This window comes from Streptomyces malaysiensis subsp. malaysiensis, from assembly GCF_040653035.1.
Taxonomy (GTDB): domain Bacteria; phylum Actinomycetota; class Actinomycetes; order Streptomycetales; family Streptomycetaceae; genus Streptomyces; species Streptomyces malaysiensis.
In genome coordinates this window covers 294,457-314,275 of the sequence record NZ_JBEZNG010000004.1, presented here as the reverse complement: position 1 = coordinate 314,275, position 19,819 = coordinate 294,457, and the positions used below count along the sequence as shown (strand labels likewise).

14 protein-coding genes are annotated in these 19,819 nt (G+C 74.3%); 5 read left to right on the top strand and 9 right to left on the bottom strand.

Translation table 11 applies throughout. The features are described from left to right. Window positions 1-15: 15 nt before the first annotated feature. The 4 genes from AB0E24_RS10915 to AB0E24_RS10900 all read right to left on the bottom strand — a co-directional run bounded on the left by AB0E24_RS10915 (window position 16) and on the right by AB0E24_RS10900 (window position 8,352). Window positions 16-4,509: an SAV_2336 N-terminal domain-related protein gene (locus tag AB0E24_RS10915; RefSeq protein ID WP_359376116.1), complete on the bottom strand. Its 4,494-nt coding sequence runs from the start codon at window positions 4,507-4,509 to the stop codon at window positions 16-18. Window positions 4,510-4,512: 3 nt separating this feature from the next. Further along, a complete protein-coding gene (locus AB0E24_RS10910) occupies window positions 4,513-5,565 on the bottom strand; it encodes an AAA family ATPase (protein ID WP_359376114.1) in 1,053 nt (350 codons plus the stop codon). 137 nt (window positions 5,566-5,702) lie between these two features. Further along, window positions 5,703-7,922: a VMAP-C domain-containing protein gene (locus AB0E24_RS10905; RefSeq protein ID WP_359376113.1), complete on the bottom strand. Its 2,220-nt coding sequence runs from the start codon at window positions 7,920-7,922 to the stop codon at window positions 5,703-5,705. Window positions 7,923-7,926: 4 nt separating this feature from the next. Further along, window positions 7,927-8,352, bottom strand: a complete 426-nt coding sequence (locus tag AB0E24_RS10900; RefSeq protein WP_232638124.1) for a CU044_2847 family protein — start codon at window positions 8,350-8,352, stop codon at window positions 7,927-7,929. A gap of 281 nt (window positions 8,353-8,633) precedes the next feature. Between AB0E24_RS10900 and AB0E24_RS10895 the strand changes: the two genes are divergently transcribed. Continuing rightward, window positions 8,634-10,109: an AlkA N-terminal domain-containing protein gene (locus AB0E24_RS10895; protein ID WP_359376109.1), complete on the top strand. Its 1,476-nt coding sequence runs from the start codon at window positions 8,634-8,636 to the stop codon at window positions 10,107-10,109. A 253-nt stretch (window positions 10,110-10,362) separates the two neighbouring features. Beyond that, window positions 10,363-10,887 (top strand): methylated-DNA--[protein]-cysteine S-methyltransferase, encoded by a 525-nt coding sequence (locus AB0E24_RS10890; protein ID WP_359376107.1) that lies wholly within the window; start codon window positions 10,363-10,365, stop codon window positions 10,885-10,887. A 16-nt stretch (window positions 10,888-10,903) separates the two neighbouring features. Here the strand turns inward: AB0E24_RS10890 and AB0E24_RS10885 are convergent, their stop codons facing one another. Further along, window positions 10,904-11,656 (bottom strand): SIR2 family NAD-dependent protein deacylase, encoded by a 753-nt coding sequence (locus AB0E24_RS10885; protein ID WP_359376104.1) that lies wholly within the window; start codon window positions 11,654-11,656, stop codon window positions 10,904-10,906. 111 nt (window positions 11,657-11,767) lie between these two features. Here AB0E24_RS10885 and AB0E24_RS10880 point away from each other — a divergent pair, with 111 nt between their 5' ends. Continuing rightward, complete coding sequence (locus tag AB0E24_RS10880; protein ID WP_359376101.1) at window positions 11,768-12,472, top strand: hypothetical protein; 705 nt, start codon at window positions 11,768-11,770, stop codon at window positions 12,470-12,472. A gap of 230 nt (window positions 12,473-12,702) precedes the next feature. On the opposite strand, the gene AB0E24_RS10875 is transcribed toward AB0E24_RS10880, so the two are convergent. Further along, window positions 12,703-13,581: an NAD(P)H-binding protein gene (locus tag AB0E24_RS10875; protein ID WP_359376099.1), complete on the bottom strand. Its 879-nt coding sequence runs from the start codon at window positions 13,579-13,581 to the stop codon at window positions 12,703-12,705. 101 nt (window positions 13,582-13,682) lie between these two features. Between AB0E24_RS10875 and AB0E24_RS10870 the strand changes: the two genes are divergently transcribed. Next, a complete protein-coding gene (locus AB0E24_RS10870; protein ID WP_359376096.1) occupies window positions 13,683-14,519 on the top strand; it encodes a TetR/AcrR family transcriptional regulator in 837 nt (278 codons plus the stop codon). 155 nt (window positions 14,520-14,674) lie between these two features. Here AB0E24_RS10870 and AB0E24_RS10865 read toward each other — a convergent pair whose 3' ends face one another. Then, the gene (locus AB0E24_RS10865; RefSeq protein WP_174886182.1) at window positions 14,675-15,754 is read right to left on the bottom strand and encodes an ADP-ribosylglycohydrolase family protein; all 1,080 of its coding nucleotides are present in this window, start codon (window positions 15,752-15,754) and stop codon (window positions 14,675-14,677) included. Between the two features lie 300 nt (window positions 15,755-16,054). On the opposite strand from AB0E24_RS10865, the gene AB0E24_RS10860 reads away from it, so the two are divergent. Then, window positions 16,055-17,185, top strand: a complete 1,131-nt coding sequence (locus AB0E24_RS10860; protein WP_099017153.1) for a glycerate kinase — start codon at window positions 16,055-16,057, stop codon at window positions 17,183-17,185. Between the two features lie 1,104 nt (window positions 17,186-18,289). On the opposite strand, the gene pssA is transcribed toward AB0E24_RS10860, so the two are convergent. Further along, window positions 18,290-19,156: a CDP-diacylglycerol--serine O-phosphatidyltransferase gene (gene pssA, locus AB0E24_RS10855; protein WP_069867040.1), complete on the bottom strand. Its 867-nt coding sequence runs from the start codon at window positions 19,154-19,156 to the stop codon at window positions 18,290-18,292. Then, window positions 19,143-19,790, bottom strand: coding sequence for a phosphatidylserine decarboxylase (locus AB0E24_RS10850; protein WP_069867039.1), 648 nt, complete (start codon window positions 19,788-19,790; stop codon window positions 19,143-19,145). Before AB0E24_RS10850 ends, pssA begins: the two co-directional genes overlap by 14 nt. Window positions 19,791-19,819: the final 29 nt, after the last annotated feature.

The window sequence follows — 19,819 nt, the reverse complement described above, 5'->3', positions numbered from 1 at the left end:
CCCTTGGCGGACCGCTCAGTCCCCGGCCCCGGGGAACCCCTCCGCGACCAGGGCGGCGAGGTCGAGGTAGGCGTCGAGGGTCCTGGACGCGAGCCGCCGGAGGTCGATCTCGCCCCGGGACGCCAGATGCTCGTCGTACGGCGCCACGACCACGCCGCGGCAGCGGTCCCGGAACTCCGCGGTGAGGTCCTCGTAGTAATGGGTCCAGGGCACGTCGTGCGACATGTTGACCACGGTGATGGCGCCTCGCACCAGATCCGCGTGACCGTCCTCGGCCAGCCGGTCCAGGGTCTGGTGCGCGCTCCTCATGTGCTCCACCAAGGGCGTGGTGACGATGATCAACTGGTCGGCGAGATCGAGGATGCCCCGCATGCTGCCGTGGAGTGCGCCGGTGTCCGAGTCGCTGAGGACGATCGGGTAGTGCCTCGCCAGAAGGGCCATGACGCGGCGGTACTCCGTGTCGTCGATCGGGGCAGCCCGGCCCACCAGACTCATCGGGGTGGAGTCTCCGAGGAGGACCTCGAGCCCGGAGGGCAGCCGCGAGGTGAAGCGCCGGATGGAGTCGGCGTCATCGCCGGGGAGGTCGGCGCGGGCCAGATCGTGGACGGTCCAATCGGACCGGGCATCGACTCGACGGCTGAGGGTGTCACCGCCGGGCATCGCGTCCACCGCGATGACCTCGTCCTGGCGCTCGCCCGCCAGGACCGCCCCCAGGGCGAGGGTCGTGACGGTGCGCCCCGCGCTCACGGGGCGGCTGATCACCGCGATGCGGTGGCAGGACGGCAGCGGCGTACGGATGAGGTCCAGCTTGTGCTGCCGCTGCTCCGCCTTGGCCGACCGCCCGCCGAGTCCCACGAGCGCGGCCAGACGGGAGCGTGTGGAGCGAGAGGGTGGCGGCTCGGCTGCCGTCGTGGGGGCGGGCTCGGCCTCCGGCGTCCCGTCCGGCGGTGGAGTGGCGGCCGGGGTCTCGGCCTCGTACGGCGTATGGGCGGATGCGCGCACGGTGGGCAGGGACTTGACGAAGACGTCCGCCACCTGACTCGCCGACGGCCGCTTGCTCGGCTGTTCGTTCAGACAGGCGGAGATGATCGAGAGGGGGTTCTGCCACAGGGCTCCGGCCTGGGAGAGCCGCGCGGTCGGCTGCGAGTCGCTCAGGGCGCGGAGAATCTTGCCCAGCGCGTAGACGCTGTCTGCGGGGGTGGGTGCTCCCGGGAGGCGGTCGTTGAGGTTCGCGTCGGTCCAGCCGATGAGTTTTACCGTGCGGTCGGTGACGAGCACGGTGTCCGGCGTAAGGGTCCCGGGCACGACGCCCTTGAGCGCGCACATGTTCACCGCCTCGGCCAGGCGGAGGCCGATGGTGGCGGCGTGCACGGGGTCCAGCTTGGACGAGCCGTCGGGCTCCCGGCCGAGGAGCGAGGACAGCGGTGGGGCCGGTGAGCCGTCAGGGAGTCGGACGCATTCCATCACCAGCCGCGGAGGGTTGGAGGACGAGGCATCGACGAAGAGGCGGGGGGCGTAATGCCCGGACATCCGCCGCAGCGCCTCCGCCTCGGCCCGCAGTTCCCGGCCGGCGCCCGGGGCCATGCGTATCACCACTTCGCGCTGCGCGCCCGGCCGACGGGCCAGATAGACGTCCCGCCCCTGGCTGCCGCCCAGCCTGCGGTAGGCCCGATACCCGTCGACCGACGGCAGAGCGCTGCCTGGCTCCGCGCGGGGAGCGCGAGCGGAGCCAGGCTCGGGGCGGGGCGGTGCCGACACCGGCGGAGAGCTGTACAGATCCACCCCGCACCCGTCGCAGTAGCGATCGCCCGGTTCCAGCGGGTTGCCGCACTGCGAGCAGGCGAGGGGGCCCCCGGGACGGAACAGGGGGCGGCGGACGCGGGACGAGGGCTGCTCGGCGCGGGCCCGCGGCGGCGCGGCGTCCGGCCGAAAGTCCATGAGGAGTTCCCAGATCCCGTATGCGGTGTGGCGGCGGGGATTCTCCCGGCACGCCATCACCATGGCGCGGAGCGGCTCCCAGACGGCGCTGCTCCAGCGCGGCATGAAGTAGAGACCAGGGGCGGGCCGACGCGTCAGTGCCCCGCCGCCGAGGCACAGCAGGATGTCCCCCAGCGCCTTGACGTTGTCCTCGGGGGCCGGTGGGCGGCCACCGGCGGACGCCGGGGACGGCGTCCCGTCGATGGCGGCCGATGACCAGCCGGTCAGGAGGATGTCCTCACCGGCGATGTGCACGGTGCTGACGCTGAGGTCGCCGTGGACCACCCCCGCGTCCTCGGCCGTCCGCACCGCGTCCGCGACCTTGCGGGCGAGCGCGAGGGCGGTATGCCCGTCCCAGCGTTCGGGGGCGGCGAGGAGGGCGTCGTCCGGCCGGTCCCCCCACTGCTCGGCGTAGCCGCGCAGGACGTAGTCCAGCCGTTCCCCGATGAAGGCTTCTTCCGCGATCCACGGAACGTCGTCGGTCAGCCCCTCGCGCAGCAGACGGCGGGCATAGCGGCCGTCCATCCGGCGCAGCGCCTCCGCCTGCACGTCCAGCAGTGCGGCGGCGGCCTCTCCCCGCGCATGGCGGGCGGTCTGGAGGACGGCCTCCGCGTCGTAGGCGTCCTGGCCGAGATACGGAGTGAGCCGCGCTCCCGGTGGTCCGGCCATCGTCAGCCGGTACGGACCCAGCGTGCGGGGATCGCCGGGTTCCAGGTGGCGCCACGTCCGCGCCGCCGTCGGCATCGTGAACACCGACGGCCGAGGCGGCGCCCCCAGCCGGGCCGCCAGCCGTCGCTCCACCGCGCTGAAGGGCCGGGCACCGGCCGGCAGCCGGTCGCTGCCGCCGGGGTCGGCCAGCCAGGCCGGGAAGTCCGGTGAGCGGCCCGCCAGTTGCTCAAGACGACGACCGATCAGCCGACTGGTCGAGACCAGCTCCGCCAGCGGCACCGCGCCCAGCAGCGCCCGCTGGGCCGCGTCGGTGAAGGTGAAGGGCCGGTGCTCGGGCGGCAGTGGGTCCTGCCCCGCCGAGGCGGGCGGTTCGACGGGGAGCATCAGCCCGCCCAGGAACACCTCGGCCAGACGACCGGTGTCGGTCCGGCCATCCACCGCCTTCTGCACCATCCGCATCACCGGCACCGGCAGCGGAGCCACGGCGGCCATATGGGCGGCCAGCCGGTACGCCTCCGGGGACGCCGCGTCCCGGAAGCGCTGGACACGGCCCACCTCATCGCCCGGGCCCGGGGCGGCGGCCGGGGCGGGGCGGGGGCCGCCGCGCCCCGGGTCGAGCAGCGGCAGGACGGCCGTACCGCTCGCGGAGGCGATCAGCCGGGCCCAGTCGGCCAGCGGTCCGGCGTCCGGTTCCAGCACCGGCACCGGCACCCCCTCGAACCGCGCCAGGGCGGCGGGCAGCACCGGGTCCGCGACCGTCCAGTCCGTATTGGCCGAGCCCGGTCTGCGGGTCCGCACCTGCCAGCGCCGGGCCCGGATCCCGGAGCCCTCCCACAGCCGGGGCGGCAGCGCGTGCACCACCGCCGTGGGGCCGACCCCCGCCCAGCGCGCCAGCACCTGGCCCATCCGCCCGTCGCGCCACGCGGCCCCCACCCCGTCGCTCACCACGAGCACCAGCGTGTGCCCGGAGGGGTCGGACAGCGCCGTCGTGGGCAGCAGGGGAGCGTCCGGGGCGTAGGGCCGGGCGCGCAGCGCGGGTGCGTCGCCGCCGCGCGTGCGCAGGCCCAGCACCCGGACGACGCGGAAGGCGCCCGAGCGCTGGAGCACGGTGCGCAGCTCGACGGCGAGCCGCCGCCACAGCAGCATCGACATCCCGTCGTCGATGACGAGCGCGAGATCGAGCCAGCGTTCGCGGGCGGGGCGGGTCACCACGTCCGGCAGTCCGGTCTCGGCGAGCGCCGTGGCGGTGGCGGCCTCGTCGAACTCCCGCCTGAGCGGATTGGGGCGGTGCTGTTTGAGCGGGCGCAGGGCGCGGCCGATGGACAGCTCCTGGTGCAGCGCCTTGTCCTCGGGCACGCGCAGCGGCAGCGCGCGCCGCGCGCCGGCGGCCGCGTCCTCCGCGCCGTCCGCACCGCCCGCACCGGACCCCTGGCTTCCGCCGTACAGACCGCGCAGTTGGCGATCGTCGCGGGGAGGGGTCAGGCCGTGGCGCTGGTCCCGCGGACCGTCCGGCTGCCGCTGCGCGGGGGCGGACGGCTGGGCACCGGGTACGGAGCCGTTGGCCCGCGGCGTCTGGGAGGGCTCGGACGGCAGGGCGGACCGCTGGTCGGTTTGCTGTACGGGTGCGGCCGTTGAGGCCGTGGCGGCGGGGCGGGCGGGCTCGGGGCGCGTGGCGGGCAGTGCCGTTCCGCCGCGGGTCACCGCGCGGGCCAGAGGCGCCCGCTCCGGGCCGTCCTCGGGCAGCCGCCCGGCCAGCCAGAGCGCGTCGAGCAGCTCCTCCCTGGACAGTTCGAGACCGCCGGCGGTGAGGATCGCCATCGCCTCGTCAAGCCGTGCCAACCGCCCGGTGCCGCCCCCCGCCATGTGTCACACCGCCCCGCCGAGCCGGTGCAGCACCGCTTCCAGCAGCCCCTCCGCCGTCACGTCCATGCCGCCCGCCCGCAGGAACACGGCGTTCAGCAGCTGGTCGGTCGCCAGCTCACGCGCCGCGCGCCGACGGAGGAAGGTGTCCAGCAGCTGGTCGACCTCCTCCAGCGCGTCGTCTCCCAGATGCGCGGTGACGATCGCCCGCAGCCGCCCTTCGTCGGGGGTGGGCAGTTCAAGACGTACGCAGCGGCGGAGGAAGGCGGGCGGGAAGTCGCGTTCGCCGTTGCTGGTGATCACCACGACCGGGAACTCGTCGCACACCAGCCGACCCCGCCGGACCGTGGCCCGTTCGCCCGGCCGCTCGGTGAGCACCTCCACCACCGACTGGTCCTCCGGCAGCCGGGCCAGCTCGGGGATCTCGAACTCGCCCTCCTCGAAGACGGTCAGCAGGTCGTTCGGCAGGTCGACATCGCCCTTGTCGAGCTCGTCGACGAGCAGCGCCCGGGGGCGTTCGCCCGGCACCAGCGCGGTGCCCAGCGGCCCGAGCCGTACGAAGCTGCCGATGTCGGGCTCGGCCTCGTCGCGGTCGCGCCGCAGGGCCGTCTCGCGCAGCCGCCCGATCGCGTCGTAGCGGTAGAGCGCGTCCTGCACGGTGGAACGGCTGTTGACCGGCCAGCGCAGCACCTCGCCCAGATCGAGCTCATGCGCGATCGCCCGCGCGAGCGAGGACTTGCCGGTCCCCGGGCTGCCGGTGACGAGCAGCGGACGCCGCAGATGGAGGGCGGCGTTGACCACGTCCGCGTGTTCGGGCGCGATGAGATACGGGGCCGGGCGCGACCGGCCGGAAGCGGGCGGCGCCTGTTCCCCGCCGGGGGCGGCCCGTTCCTCGCCGGGAGATGGCTGCTCCCCCTCCGGGGATGGCCGTTCCCCTTCGGGAGACGGCCGCTCCCCGCCGCCGAAGCGGCGCCACGGCGGGGCGGGTGGCATCTCCATGTGCCGGGGCACGCCGTCTCCCCGGAACAGCCGCCAGTCGTCCCGCTCCGGTGGATTCATCGGGGAACCTCCCTCTCGGCCCGCCTCAGCGGACATCGCACGCCTCCTGACGTCCCGTCACCACGCCTCGCCATCCCCACGCGTCGCTCTCCCCGCGCCTCGTCCTCCCCGCATCCCACCGTCATCGCGTCTCACCGTCACTCCGTGGGATCCGCGAGGTCCAGCCGGGGCAGCGCCCGCCCGGCGTCGGCCCAGGCGAGCACCGGCCGCCCGGTGTACTCCTCGGGCCTCTGCATGGTCTTCGTGCGGTAGATCCGTACCGCTTCCGGCAGTTCACGGGCGCTCATCCCCGCCGCGTGGCGCACCGCCGGGGACTCCGGCTCGCCGCTGCGGTCCCACAGCACCACCGGAACGCCCGCGGCGAGACACATCTGCACCACACCGGTGCGCCGGTGGGCCGCCACATCGATGGTGACCCGGGCGGTGAGCCGCTCCATGACCAGACCGCACACCGCCTCGGGGTCGGGGGCCGTGGCGTCGTCGATGTGCAGGGGCTCCTCGGCGTCCAGCCGGGTCCAGCGCTCCCGCCACTGGTCCAGCATCGTGCCGCCGTTCAGCTCGCGCAGCTCGGGGCAGTTGACGACCAGGGGGTACGGGGTGCCGAGCCGGATGGGGAGCACCGCCCCCGGCCCCGCGGCCTTCCAGCGGTCCACGGGCACCTCCAGGGCGTCCCGGTCCACGATCAGCTCGATGACGGGCCGCGGCCCCGAGGGGTCGGGCCGACGGAGCGAGCCCACGGCGGCGAAGATCTCCTGGGCCACCTCCTCGGCGCCACGCGGCCGTTCACTGTCGTCCGACACCTGGCGCAGCCCGTCCCCGTCGTCGCACCACAGCCGCAGCCGGTAGCGCTCCGGCTCCTCGCGCGCCGCCGTCGCCGTCGTCGTGCCGCCGCCCGATGCGGGCCCGCAGGGGTCCAGCTTCGCCACGACGCGGGGCGCGGTGCCCCGGGAGGCGCTCCGGGCCCACTGCCCGGCGTCGTGGCGACGGTCCATCAGGGCGGCGTCATGGACGCCGAGGCGACGGGCGACCGCCGCGTTCCACCGCCGCAGCGCGGCGCCCTGGTCCGCCGGACAGCATCCCGCGGCCACGAACTCCACGGCCCGCAGCAGCCCCGGCACGGCCATGGCGCCGTCGTCGGCCGGCGAGCTGTCCCCGTGCAGCCCTTCCAGGTGGGCGATGAGCGCCTCGAACCGCTCGTCGCGCTGCCCGCCGTTGACGTCATGGCGGCCGTGGCCGCCCACCGCGCCGTCACAGCCGTGGCCGCCGTCCTCGCCGGTGAGCAGTGCCGTGGGCAGGGCCGCCAGCGGCAGTGCCGCCCTTACGGCCCCGGGGACACCGGCCGCCGCGGTCGCGGACAGGGCGCGCAGCTGGACCAGCAGCCGCTCGTGCTCGCCTGGCGAGAGCAGCTTGGGCAGCCCGTGACGGCGTCCTACGGCGAGGAGGTCGTCGGCCACCGGGCCCGCCGTGCCGCGTACCGCCTCGACCAGCGCGGGCAGGGCTCGCGCCCGGGTGAGCAGCAGATGGGCGAACTCGTCGGCCGAGGGCAGGCCGTCGGCGCGATGGCCGAGGCCGCACTGCCGGGCGACCGTCCGGCAGCAGCGCGTCCAGCCCTCGGACAGCGCCAGCGGCCCGTCCAGCAGGGCGACGAGCTCCCCGTAGGCGGGGTGGTCGCGTATGTCCTCCGCGGGCTGCCGGGGCAGCAGATGGCCCGCCCCGGCGTCGTCCAGCTCGCGCGTGACGCGCTGCCAGGGGATCCCCCACGCGCGGCGCAGCGTGCCCCGGACGCGGAGCTTCGCCGTCACGAGCCCGACGACGGCGCTCTCCTCGTTGGACCACAACGGGCCGCCGCTGTAGGCGGGTTCGATGTCCAGGGTGCGTTCGGCCCCGTCGAAGTAGCCGAACCGCCCGTCGCATTCGCGCACTTCGGCATCGGCGAAGACGCCCGGCTCACCGCTGCCGTGCCAGGCCCGTACGAGCTGGCGCTCGGCCATCGGGTGCCAGCGCGGCGGTTCGACCGCGGTCGGCAGGGCCCCGGTCAGCCGCAGTACGGCGAGGTCGCCGTTCCACTCGAAGGCGCCCAGGCCGCCGTCGTCGGTCCGCGGCGGTATCCAGACCGCCAGCTCGGCATCGGCCTCGACGGTGTGCTCCGGTGCGTGGAGCCGTACGGAAACGGCGATCGGGCCCGGGTGATCCGGGGCCAGCATGTCCTTTCCGAGGGCGCTGTTGACCACATGGGCGCAGGTCAGCAGGTGGCGGCGGGGCAGCAGGACGCCCGCCCCCGCCGGTCTTCCGTCGGCCTTGGCGAGAATGGACACCGCGGGCCGCGACGAGGACCCGTGCGCGTGGAACCACCCCATGGGCTCAGGCCGTGGGGCCGGAGTGGGACGGCCGCGGTGGCACCGTCGGCACCGTCGGCCCGGATTCCTCCGAGGGCCTCCAGGTGGCCGAAATGGTCAAGTTGGCATTGCCGTTGGCGCCCACGATGCCGAGTTTGAGGTCCTGGCCGACCTGCACCCCGAACTGCACGGTGAACTCCTCGGGCGGATGAGGAGTCGAGCGGACGGCGTCGTGCACCTCCTGGAGCACCGACCCAAGCCCTTCGAGGATGACGCCCAGACCGGCGTTGGCGAGCGTGGCCGCGGCCCGCGCCCCGCGCCCCACCGGGGTCACGCCCCCCACGCCGCCGTACGCGTCCTCGGGGGAGGGCTCCCCCACGGGGGCCAGTTCCAGCCGTACGGTCGTGCCGTTCGCCAGGGGTATCTCACGGTGTTCCGTCACATTCCTCATCATGCCGATCATCAGGCCCCCGGTCTCCCCCTTCGCACCAAACACCGCCGGAACGACGGACACGGGCGGCGTCGCGAGGCGGCGCGGCCGCGCCGGGCGGGGCGCGGGTGGGCGCCGCCGGGCGTGGCGGATGGCGGGGCCCCTGGGCGAGGTCCATGCCGCATTCCCTGGACGAGGCGGACGTCGGACTCCCCGGACGAGGCGGATGCCGCACTCCCCGGGCAAGGTCGATGTCGGATTCCCGCGAGAACGTACCCGCCCGGCTGACGGATGCTGGACGCATGCACACCGACACCGACCGGTGCCTCCGCGCCGCACAGGCGAAGGACGCCCGCTTCGACGGGTGGTTCTTCATCGCCGTTGTGACCACCGGGATCTACTGCCGGCCGAGCTGTCCGGTGGTCGGGCCCAAGCCCGAGAACATGCGGTTCTACCCCACCGCGGCGGCCGCCCAGCAGGCCGGGTTCCGGGCCTGCAAGCGGTGCCGTCCGGACGCCAGCCCCGGATCGCCGCAGTGGAACGAGCGCGCCGACCTCGTCGCGCGGGCGATGCGGCTGATCGCCGACGGAGTGGTGGACCGGGACGGGGTGCCTGGCCTGGCGGCCCGGCTCGGCTACAGCACCCGGCAGGTCGAGCGGCAGCTGCTCGCCGAGCTCGGCGCGGGCCCGCTCGCGCTCGCCAGGGCGCAGCGGGCGCAGACCGCGCGGCTGCTCATCGAGACCAGCGAGCTCCCGATGGCGGACATCGCCTTCGCGGCCGGGTTCGCCAGCGTCCGCGCGTTCAACGAGACCGTACGGGAGATCTTCGCGCTCGCCCCGACCGAGCTGCGGCAGCGGGCGCGGCGCGGGCCGCGGGCCAGTGTGCCGGGGGCGCTCACGCTGCGGCTGCCGTTCCGGGCGCCGCTGTGCCCGGACAACCTCTTCGGGCACCTGGCCGCCACCGCCGTCCCCGGCGTCGAGGAGTGGCGCGACGGCGCGTACCGGCGCACGCTGCGGCTGCCGTACGGGCCCGGGGTGGTCACCCTGCGCCCGCGGCCGGACCACATCGCCTGCCAGCTCTCCCTCGCCGACCTCCGCGACCTGGCCGGGGCGATCAGCCGCTGCCGGCGGCTGCTGGACCTCGACGCGGATCCGGCCGCCGTGGACGACCTGCTGCGTACGGACCTCCAGCTGGCCCCGCTGGTCGACAAGGCACCGGGGCGGCGGGTGCCGCGCGCGGTGGACGCCGACGAGTTCGCGGTGCGCGCCGTGCTCGGGCAGCAGGTCTCCACGGCGGCCGCCCGCACCCACGCCGGACGCCTGGTCGTGGCGCACGGCGAGCCGGTGGAGGACCCGGCGGGCGGTCTGACCCACCTCTTCCCGTCCGCGCAGGCCCTCGCCGGGCTGGACCCCGAGAAGCTGGCCATGCCCCGTACCCGCCGCACCACCCTCACCGGGCTGGTCGGCGCGCTCGCGGGGGGCCGAGTCGCGCTCGGCGTCGGCAGCGACTGGGACGACGCCCGCGCGAGCCTGGGTGCGCTGCCGGGGCTCGGCCCCTGGACCGTAGAGGTGATCGCGATGCGCGCCCTGGGCGACCCGGACGCCTTCCTCCCGACCGACCTCGGGGTGCGCCGCGCCGCCGCGGAACTGGGGCTGCCCGCCACGCCCGGCGCCCTCACCCGCCACTCGGCACGCTGGCGCCCCTGGCGCGCGTACGCCGTCCAATACCTATGGGCCACAGACCCCGCCCATGCCATCAACCGCATACCCGCAGCCTGACGACCCATCACCCAGCACCCAGCAACGAACCGGCGGACTGCCGGTACGCACCCAGCAACGAAACGGCGGACCACTGGTACACACCCGGCCGGGCGACGCACCGGTTTGTGGGCAATCGTCCCGCGGGGCGGGACGGGTGGGCACAAACCGACCACCGGCCCGCACCCGGCAACGAAACGATGGCCCGTTACCCCGGGAGGCCGCCCAACCCGCACCGCACCGCACTCCGCACCCAAACCCCGCCGAGGAACACATGAATCGCACCCACACCACCACCCACACCACCATCGACAGCCCCTACGGCCCCCTCACCCTCGTGGCCACCGGCACAGAGCTGTCCGGCCTCTACATGGTCCAGCAGCGCCACCGCCCACCCGAGGAGACCTTCGGCGCGCCCGGCGACCCGGCCGACACCCCCTTCGCCGAGGCCATCCGCCAGCTCACGGCCTACTTCGCGGGCGAGCTGACCGAGTTCGACCTGCCGCTGCACCTGGACGGCACGCCCTTCCAGCGCCGCGTCTGGGCCGAGCTGCGGCGCATCCCGTACGGCGAGACCTGGTCGTACGGCCGACTGGCCGACCGCATCGGGCAGCCGACCGCGTCCCGCGCGGTGGGCCTGGCCAACGGCAAGAACCCGGTCGGCATCATCGTCCCCTGCCACCGCGTCGTCGGCTCCACCGGAAGCCTCACCGGCTACGGCGGCGGCCTGGACCGCAAGCGGCGGCTGCTGGAGTTCGAGGCGCGACAAGAGCGGCAAGAACTACCCGGCCTCTTCTGAGGCGGGACGGGGGCGATCAGCCCCCGTCACCCACCGCAATACGATCCAACACAGCAGGCAGCGCCACACTGATGGGCTCGCGGACGACCTCGTCCGCGAGCCCGTCGTACGGCGTGGGCTCGGCGTTGACGATGATCAGCCGGGCGCCGTGCTCGGCGGCCAGCCCGGCGAGCGAGGCCGCGGGCTGCACCTGGAGGCTGGTGCCGACCGCGATGAAGATGTCGCACGCCCGCGCCACCGCGACCGCCTCCGTCAGCACGTCCGGATCGAGGCTCTCCCCGAACATCACCGTGGCCGACTTCAGGATCCCGCCGCACTCCCGGCACACCGGATCCGCCTCGCCCGCCGCGACCCGCTCCAGCGCCTCCGCCATCCCGGTCCGCGCCTGGCAGTGGGTGCACCGCACGGCCCGCGCGGTGCCGTGCAGTTCGAGCACCTTGCGGGCGGGCATCCCGGCGATCTGGTGCAGCCCGTCGACGTTCTGGGTGATCACCCGCACCGGCACCCCCGAGCGCTCCAGCCGGGCGACGGCCTCATGCGCCCCGTTGGGCCGGGCCCGCAGCGTCTCGCTGTCGCGCCGCATCAGCCAGGAGCGGCGCCGGATCTCCGGGTCCGTCATGTAGTACTCGTACGTCACGAGCTTCTCGGCCTCGGGATCGCGCCGCCACAGCCCTTGCGGACCGCGGTAGTCGGAGATCCCGGAGTCGGTGGAGATGCCCGCCCCGCTGAGGATCGCCACCAGCGGCCGGTGCGTCGTCTCGCTGCTCATGCGGCGAGCGTACGCACGCGCCGCGGCCGACGGCGAGCGCGTTTCTCCGGACGGGCAGAGGTAGGCTCCGCCCGGCACGGCGTCGGAGGCTGCGGACGGGGGAGTACGGGGATGGCACGTTTCCTATGGCTGAGCGGCCGGACCGTGGGGGAGGAGGACGAGTCCGCGGAAGGCGGCGTCCCCTGGACGATACGGATCTCCGACGACCCCGCACGCCGCGGCCGCATCAGCCGCCCGCTGGCCTTCCCCGAGCGGCGGAACCCACCCGGCGGCGGGCTCCCCGAGTACCGTGCCGCCCGTAAGGAGGGCACCCGCGCGTTCACCCTCTGGGCCGACCCTCATCGCGGGCAGGTGTTCGCGCAGGTGGCGACCAAGTCGGCCACCAAGGGCGGGCCCGCGACGTACGAAGTCCTGGGCGCCGCCGGTGAACCCCTGGCCCTCGTCACCCGGCGCCCCGCGATGAAGGGTGGCCTCCGCACCCGCTGGACCGTCCAGCAGACCGGTTCCCGGCCCGCCGTCGGCTGCAAGGGGCGGCCGGTCTGGTGGGGTGTCTGGTGGCTGTTCCTGCCCCTCCAACTGCTGATCGTGATCGGCAGCGTCCTCAACGGCGGCGGCGACCCGGCCCGCACCCCGCGCCGCACCAGATGGCGGCTGGACCGCAGGGTCGTCCTCGACTTCCACAGTGGCCCGGGAACCGCCTTCGAGCTGAAGGTCGTGACGGACGGGTGGGACGACCGTGTGACCGCAGCCCTCGTCGCCCTCCTCGACAGCCACGGCGGCTGGCTGGGCAGCGCCTGGGACACGGCGGAGCACTGACCGGGCGGCGGCGGAGCACTGACCGGGCGGCGGCCGACCGGGCCGTGTCCCGTTCCAGCCGGGCCGTATCCCGTTCCAGGGGGCAGGGCCGGGCCGTATTCCCTGGAACGCGCGACAGCCGGGGCAGGGCCGACACCTTCGGCGCACCCTTTGGGCGGGGCCGGGAGACGACGCGGCCCGGCCCTGCCGTGGGCTGGGCCGAGTGGGTCCCCTTCGCTCCAGGCGCGTCGTCACCGGGCCGGAGCGAGAGCCGACTTCAGGTAGTCCTCCATACGCACGGTGGGGCGGCCGAGGAGATCGGCGAGCGTGGGGTCGGCCGGGGCGAAGTCGCCGTCGCGGCTGGCGGCGAAGAGGCCGACGAGCATGTCGGCGGCGTGCTCGGGGAGGCCCGCGGAGAGCAACCGCGCACGGTAGTCGGCGTCGGAGACGACGACGCGGCGGATCGGGCGGCCCGTCAGCCGGGTGAGGATGTCCGCGATTCCCGCCATGTCGATCGCCTCGGGGCCGGTGAGCGCCGGGGTCAGTCCGTCCGGGGCCGCGTCGGTGAGGGTCTCGCCGGTGAGGGCGAGGACCGCCGCGTCGGCGAGGTCGGTATGGGCGGTCCAGGCGACCGGCCCGTCCTCGGGCGCGGCGAGGACGCCCGTCTCCAGCGCGGCGCTGATCAGCATCACGGCCGATGAGGCGTAGAAGCCGTTGCGCAGTGAGGTGAAGGGGACACCGGACTGCCGGAGCGCCTCCTCGGTGGCGGCGTGGTCGCGCATCGGGGGGAAGGGGGAGGACGGGTTCGAGCCCATGTGGCTCGTATAGAGGATCCGCTGGGCCCCGGCCTTCGCCGCGGCCTCGACGGCCGTGCGGTGGTGCCGGACGGCCGTCTCGCCCGTGCGGTCCGTCGAGACGATCAGGACCTTCGAAGCGCCCTCGAAGGCGTGGGCGAGCGTCGCCGGGCCGGTGAAGTCGCCCATGCGGACGCGTACGCCCTTCGCGCCGAGGTCCTGGGCCGCGTCCACGTCGCGCACGCTGACGCCGATCTCCCTGGCGGGGACGCGCTCCAGCAGCCGCTCGGTGACCATCCGGCCGAGCTGGCCATTGGCTCCGGTAACGATGATCACGGCGATCTCCTCCGCGTGTTGCCATTGTTTCCGTTGATATTGCTGTCAACGTATCACTGGAATCGAATGCCCGCTAACGTGATCCTGTTATCGTTGGAAGTATGGAGAGCGAGGACGTCACCGCGGCGGACGGGACCCACACGGTGAACCGCGAGGGAAGCCACGAGGCGAAGCCCGATGGGAGCCATGACGCGCCCAGCGACGGGAACCGCGACCGGGACGGGAACGGCACCCGGGACGGGAACCGCGAGCGGGACGGAAACCGCGAGCGCATCGTCGCGGCCGCCGCCCGGCTGTTGTCCGACGGCGGGCCCGACGCGGTCTCGACCCGGGCGGTGAGCTCCGCGGCCGGAGTGCAGCCGCCGACCATCTACCGGCTCTTCGGCGACAAGCAGGGCCTGCTCGACGCGGTCGTGGCGTACGGCTTCACGGAGTACCTGAGCAGCAAGGCCGCCCACGAGGCCGGCGATGACCCGGTCGAGGACCTGCGCGCCGGGTGGGATCTGCACATCGGCCTCGGCCTGGCCAACCCGGCGCTGTACTCGCTGATGTACGGCGGACACCGCCCCGGAGTGCCCTCACCGGCCGCCGTGGCTGCCTTCGACATGCTCGCCCGGCTCATCCGGCGCATCGCCGAAGCGGGGCGGCTCGCCATCCCCGAGGAACGCGCCGCGGCCCTCGTCCACGCCGCCGGCTGCGGTACGACGCTCACGCTCATCGCGACGCCCGAGGCCCGCCGCGATCCGGAGCTGTCCCGTACCGCGCGCGAGGCGGCCATCGCGGCGATCACGACGGACGCGCCCGCGGCCGCCGAACCCGGGCCCGTCGCGGCCGCCGTCACCCTGCGCGCCGCACTGCCCAGGACCGACGCCCTGACCGTGCCCGAACGCAACCTCTTGCGGGAGTGGCTCGACCGGATCGCCGATCCGGCCCGCTGACGGCGTCGCTGGACTCACGGCTCAGGGTCGATGCGGACGGCCTCAAGGCCCACGGACGGCGTCGACAGACGTAAGGCCCAGGGACGGCGTCCACAGACGTGAGCTCCGCTGGCGCCGTCGACAGACGTAAGGCCCGCCGATGACACCGACGGGCCCTAGCGCTCCGCCGAGGAGACCGCCAGCCGGTGCGTACGCGCCGCCAGGTCGCTGATGCGGGCGCCGTCGAAGCCGAAGACGGCGCTGCGCACCCGGTCCTCCAGCGGCTCTGTCCACTGCGGCGGGATGGCCGCCGCGCCGCACAGCACCCCCGCGACCGATCCGGCCGTGGCGCCGTTGGAGTCGGTGTCCAGGCCGCCGCGCACCGTCAGGGCGATCGTCGCCGTGAAGTCGCCCGCACCGTAGAGCAGCCCGGCCGTGAGGACGGCGGCGTTGGGGACCACATGGATCCAGTGCAGCCCGGTGGTCTCCTTCTCCAGCTGGGCGAGCGCGTCCGCCCACGCCACGCCCGCGTCGTACAGGGACATGGCCCGGCGCACCGTACGGGCCAGCCGGCAGCGCGGCGGGATCCGGTCCAGGGCGCTGGCGACGGCGGCGCGCGGACCGTCCGCCGTGAACGCGGCCGCGACCAGCGCGGCCGCCCACATCGCCCCGTACACCCCGTTGCCGGTGTGGGAGAGGACGGCGTCGCGGCGGGCCATCGCGGCGGCCCGGTGTGGATCGCCGGGGTTGACCCAGCCGTGGATGTCGGCGCGGATCAGGGCGCCGATCCACTCCTGGTAGGGGTTGTCGAGGGTCGCGCTGAGCGGCGGTTTCACCCCGGCCGTGAGATTGCGGTAGGCGGCCCGCTCGGCGGTGAACGTTTGCAGATACGGCAGCCGCAGCAGCCACATCTCGCCGACCTGCTCGGTGCTGAAGCCGGGCCCGTGGGTCTCCAGCAGATGCAGGCCGAGGACGGAGTAGTCCACGTCGTCGTCGCGGCAACTGCCGTGGATCCGGCCGCGCACGCACCGCTGCCACTCGGGGCGCAGCTCGAACTCCACCGGGTCGGGCGGCGGCTCCAGCGCGGGGAGGTAGTCGGTCAGCGGCAGGGCGTCGGCGCGGCGCAGATACCGGTCGATGCGGTCGCGGGTCCAGTGTTCGCCGTTTTCGACGGGCTTGCCGAGCATGTTCCCGGCGATCCGGCCGAGCCAGCCGCCGTGGATCCGGTCCGCGAGTGCGCTCCCGCTGAGGGTCATGGGCCAGGTGTACCCAACTGAGGTGGGTGTACCGGTGTGCCCGCGCCGGATAGGGTCACAACGGCGCGACCGCCTGTGCGAATGCGAGGAGTTACCAAGGTGACGGACGCTTCGACGGAGGCTTCGACGGCATCGGACGCGTCGGAGGCAACGGACGCATCGCAGACTTCGAAGACGCGGGAGGCTCCGGGGACTCCGGGGATTCCGGGGGCTTCTGGAACTCCGGGGGCTTCGAAGACAGATGCCGCGGCACGGACCAGGACGTGGGCGGAGGGGCAGGCGACGCCCCCGAGGCGCGTACTGATCGCCGCGGACAAGTTCAAGGGCTCGCTCACGGCGGTGGAGGTCGCCGAACGCGTCACGGCGGGGCTGCGCCGCGGCGCGCCCCATGGCGGCGAGGGCCTGCGGATCGAGGCACTGCCCGTCGCCGACGGCGGGGACGGCACGGTGGACGCGGCGGTCGCGGCCGGGTTCGAACGGCGCGAGGTGAGGGTCACCGGGCCGCTGGGCGCACCGGTGACCGCGGCGTACGCGCTGCACGGAGCCACGGCCGTGGTGGAGATGGCCGAGGCGTCCGGGCTGCGGCATCTCCCGGCGGGCGTCTTCGCGCCACTCACGGCGACCACGTACGGCAGCGGGGAACTCCTGCGAGCGGCGCTCGACGCGGGCGCCCGCACGATCGTCTTCGGCGTTGGCGGCAGCGCCACGACGGACGGCGGCGCGGGGATGCTCAGCGCGCTCGGCGCGCGCTTCCTGCGGGCGGACGGTACCCCCGTCGCCCCGGGCGGTGGTCCGCTGCGCGACCTCGCCACGGCCGATCTGTCCGGCCTCGACCCGCGCCTCGCCGACACCGAGACCGTCCTGGCCAGCGATGTCGACAACCCCCTGACCGGCCCGAAGGGCGCGGCGGCGGTCTACGGCCCGCAGAAGGGCGCGGGCGAGGACGATGTGGCGGCCCTGGACACCGCCCTCGCCCACTACGTACGCGTCCTGGAGCGCGCGGTCGGCGCCCCGGCCGCCGAATACGCTCTCGCGCCCGGCGCGGGCGCGGCGGGCGGCATTGGCTTCGGAGCCCTGGTCGGCCTGGGCGCGACCTTCCGCCCCGGCATCGAGGTCATGCTCGATGTCCTCGGCTTCCCCGCCGCGCTGGAGGGCGCGGACCTGGTGATCACGGGGGAGGGCTCGCTGGACGAACAGACCCTGCACGGCAAGGCCCCGGCGGGCGTCGCGGCGGCGGCCCGCGCACGCGGCATCGAGGTGGTCGCGGTCTGCGGCCGCCTGGCCCTGGCCCCGGCGGCCCTGGGCAACGCGGGCATCCGCCGCGCGTACGCCCTCACGGACCTGGAACCGGACCCGGCCCGCTGCATCGCCGAAGCGGGCCCCCTCCTGGAACGCACCGCAGAACGCCTGGCCAAGGACTTCCTCCCCTGACCCCAGCCACGGACCTCCATGAGGACCGCACCCGGCCACGCGTCTGAACGCCAGAGGGCGCACCGCCGGGGCGTTTGTTCCCCACCCCGCCCCTTCCCGAGTCCGGGGACAAGTCCCCGGCCCCCCGACCGGGGCTGCGCCCCGAGCCGCGCAAGGGCTGTGCCCGGTGGTCCCGAACCGGGGCTAGTCCCGGGACCCCGGATGAGAGCTGCGTCCTGGAACGGGCGGCCGGTCGCCCGGCGGCGGTTCCCGGCCCTGTGAGACCGGGCTGGCCGGCGGGGTGTTTGTTCCCCGCCCCGCCCCTTCCCGAATCCGGGGATAAGTCCCCGGCCTCCCGACTGGGGCTGCGCCCTGAGCCGCGCAAGGGCTGTGCCTGGTGGGTTCGAACCGGGGCTGGTCCCGGGACCCCGGATGAGAGCTGTGTCCTGGAACGGGCGGTCGGTCGCCCGGCGGCGGTTCCCGGCCCTGTGAGGCCGGGCTGGCCGGCGGGGTGTTTGTTCCCCGCCCCGTCCCTTCCCGAATTCGGGGATAAGCCCCCGGCGCCGCGACTGGGGCTGCGCCCTGAGCCGCGCAAGGGCTGTGCCTGGTGGGCCCGGACCGGGGCTGGTCCCGGGACCCCGGATGAGAGCTGTGTCCTGGAACGGGCGGTCGGTCGCCCGGCGGCGGTTCCCGGCCCTGTGGGACCGGGCTGGCCGCCGGGGCGTTTGTTCCCCGCGCCGCCCCTTCCCGAACCGGGGCAGGCCCCTGACCTCATGTGGCGGGTGCGCCCCGAACCAGGTGGCTCCGGCCTTGGCTGCTGGGCGCGGTCCTGTGACGGCGTCGGGCCGCGAATCCCGTGTGCGGTCGGGCCGGGGGACCGGGCGCTCGGTCGTGGGTCTCCTGGCCGAGGGCGGGGCGTCTGGGCCTCTTGGCCGGGGCCCGGCGCGTGGCGGTGGGGCTCCTGGCCGGGGGGCCGGGGGCTTGCCCCCGGGTTCGGGAAGGGGCGGGGTGGGGAACAAGCCCCCGGCAGCCCAGCCCAGCCCCGGTCCCGGACACGGCAGCGGGGTGGGCCCGAATGGTTTGTTCGGGCCCACCCCGGTGGGCTGGTGCGGTCGGACGGCGGCGCTAGGGGAGTTGCGCCGCCCTCGCCTCGCGGCGGTTGTCGCGGAACGCGTTCACCCGGCGGGCCGTGGCGAACAGCGGAATCACCGCGCCCATGACGACCTGGAGCGCGCACGCCGACTGGAGCAGCAGCTCACCGCCGGGGGCCTCGAAGGCCCAGGCCGCCAGGAGGGCCATGCTGGTGACGATCCAGCTGAGCATGGCCACCGCGAGCCGGCCGCGCGGCTTCGGGTACTCCACACGGCTCACCATCAGCCAGGCGACGCCGATGATCGCGAGCAGGGTGGGCACGAACGGCAGGCCCAGCAGGACCACCGAGACCACGGTCAGAGCGCCGAAGGGGCTGGGCATGCCCTGGAACACGCCGTCACGCAGCGTGACACAGGAGAATCTGGCAAGCCGCAGCACCACCGCCAGCAGCACCACGATCGCGCCCACCACCGAGACCCGCTGATACGCGTCGTCGGAGACCATCCCCCAGACCAGCACGAAGTACGCCGGCGCCAGGCCGAAGCTGATCAGGTCGGAGAGGTTGTCCAGCTCCGCGCCCATCGCCGAGCTGCGCAGCTTCCGCGCGACGAGCCCGTCGAAGAGGTCGAAGACGGAGGCGAGCAGCATCAGCATGACCGCGGAGGCGGCGCTGTGCCGGGTCATCCCGCCGTCCTCGCTGCCCGTGAGGTGCGGGATGAGGACGCCGGTGGTGGTGAAGTAGACCGCGAGGAAGCCACAGGTGGCGTTGCCCAGGGTCAGCGTGTCGGCTATCGACAGGCGCGTCGACAGCGGCATGTCGTCCGTCTCGTCGACGTCCGCCTCGTCCACCTCGGCCTCCGGGACCCAGGCGGCCTGTGTGTCGGGATCAATCACGGTCAAGGCGAGTCACCCCCGCGGTGGTGGCCTGGCCGACCTCGACCGCGACATCGACACCCTCGGGGAGGTAGATGTCGACGCGCGAGCCGAAGCGGATGAGACCGATCCGCTCACCCTGTTCGACCTTGGTGCCCTGTGGCACATACGGCACGATACGCCGGGCTACCGCACCGGCGATCTGGACCATCTCGATGTCACCGAGCTCGGTGTCGAAGTGCCAGACGACCCGCTCGTTGTTCTCGCTCTCCTTGTTGAACGCGGGAACGAAGCCACCGGGGATGTGCTCCACGGAGGTGACCGTGCCGGCCAGCGGGGCGCGGTTGACGTGGACATTGAGCGGGCTCATGAAGATGGCGACGCGGGTGCGCCCGTCCTTCCACGGCATGATGCTCTGCACCACACCGTCGGCCGGAGAGATCACACGGCCATGCGTGATCTCTCTCTCGGGGTCGCGGAAGAACCACAGCATGCCCGCCGCGAGCGCGGTGGCGGGCACGGCGACCGCCGTCCAGCGTCCGGAGCGGCGGGCCCGAGCAAGGCTGACCGCCGCGGTGGCGACGGTCGGTAGGAGCCACGGCGACGCTCCGCGCGCGAGGCGGACGCGACCGCGTTGTGCAGAGGATTGGCTGTGGGGCATGGATGACCTTCGTAGCGGAGGATGCCGCG

Coding starts and splice junctions, on each gene's coding strand:
- AB0E24_RS10900 (WP_232638124.1), bottom strand. CDS start 8,352: ATGAGGAATGTGACGGAACACCGTGAGATACCCCTGGCGAACGGCACG.
- AB0E24_RS10905 (WP_359376113.1), bottom strand. CDS start 7,922: ATGGGGTGGTTCCACGCGCACGGGTCCTCGTCGCGGCCCGCGGTGTCC.
- AB0E24_RS10915 (WP_359376116.1), bottom strand. CDS start 4,509: ATGGCGGGGGGCGGCACCGGGCGGTTGGCACGGCTTGACGAGGCGATG.
- AB0E24_RS10865 (WP_174886182.1), bottom strand. CDS start 15,754: ATGACCCTCAGCGGGAGCGCACTCGCGGACCGGATCCACGGCGGCTGG.
- AB0E24_RS10885 (WP_359376104.1), bottom strand. CDS start 11,656: ATGAGCAGCGAGACGACGCACCGGCCGCTGGTGGCGATCCTCAGCGGG.
- AB0E24_RS10890 (WP_359376107.1), top strand. CDS start 10,363: ATGAATCGCACCCACACCACCACCCACACCACCATCGACAGCCCCTAC.
- AB0E24_RS10895 (WP_359376109.1), top strand. CDS start 8,634: ATGCACACCGACACCGACCGGTGCCTCCGCGCCGCACAGGCGAAGGAC.
- AB0E24_RS10910 (WP_359376114.1), bottom strand. CDS start 5,565: ATGAATCCACCGGAGCGGGACGACTGGCGGCTGTTCCGGGGAGACGGC.
- AB0E24_RS10880 (WP_359376101.1), top strand. CDS start 11,768: ATGGCACGTTTCCTATGGCTGAGCGGCCGGACCGTGGGGGAGGAGGAC.
- AB0E24_RS10870 (WP_359376096.1), top strand. CDS start 13,683: ATGGAGAGCGAGGACGTCACCGCGGCGGACGGGACCCACACGGTGAAC.
- AB0E24_RS10850 (WP_069867039.1), bottom strand. CDS start 19,790: ATGCCCCACAGCCAATCCTCTGCACAACGCGGTCGCGTCCGCCTCGCG.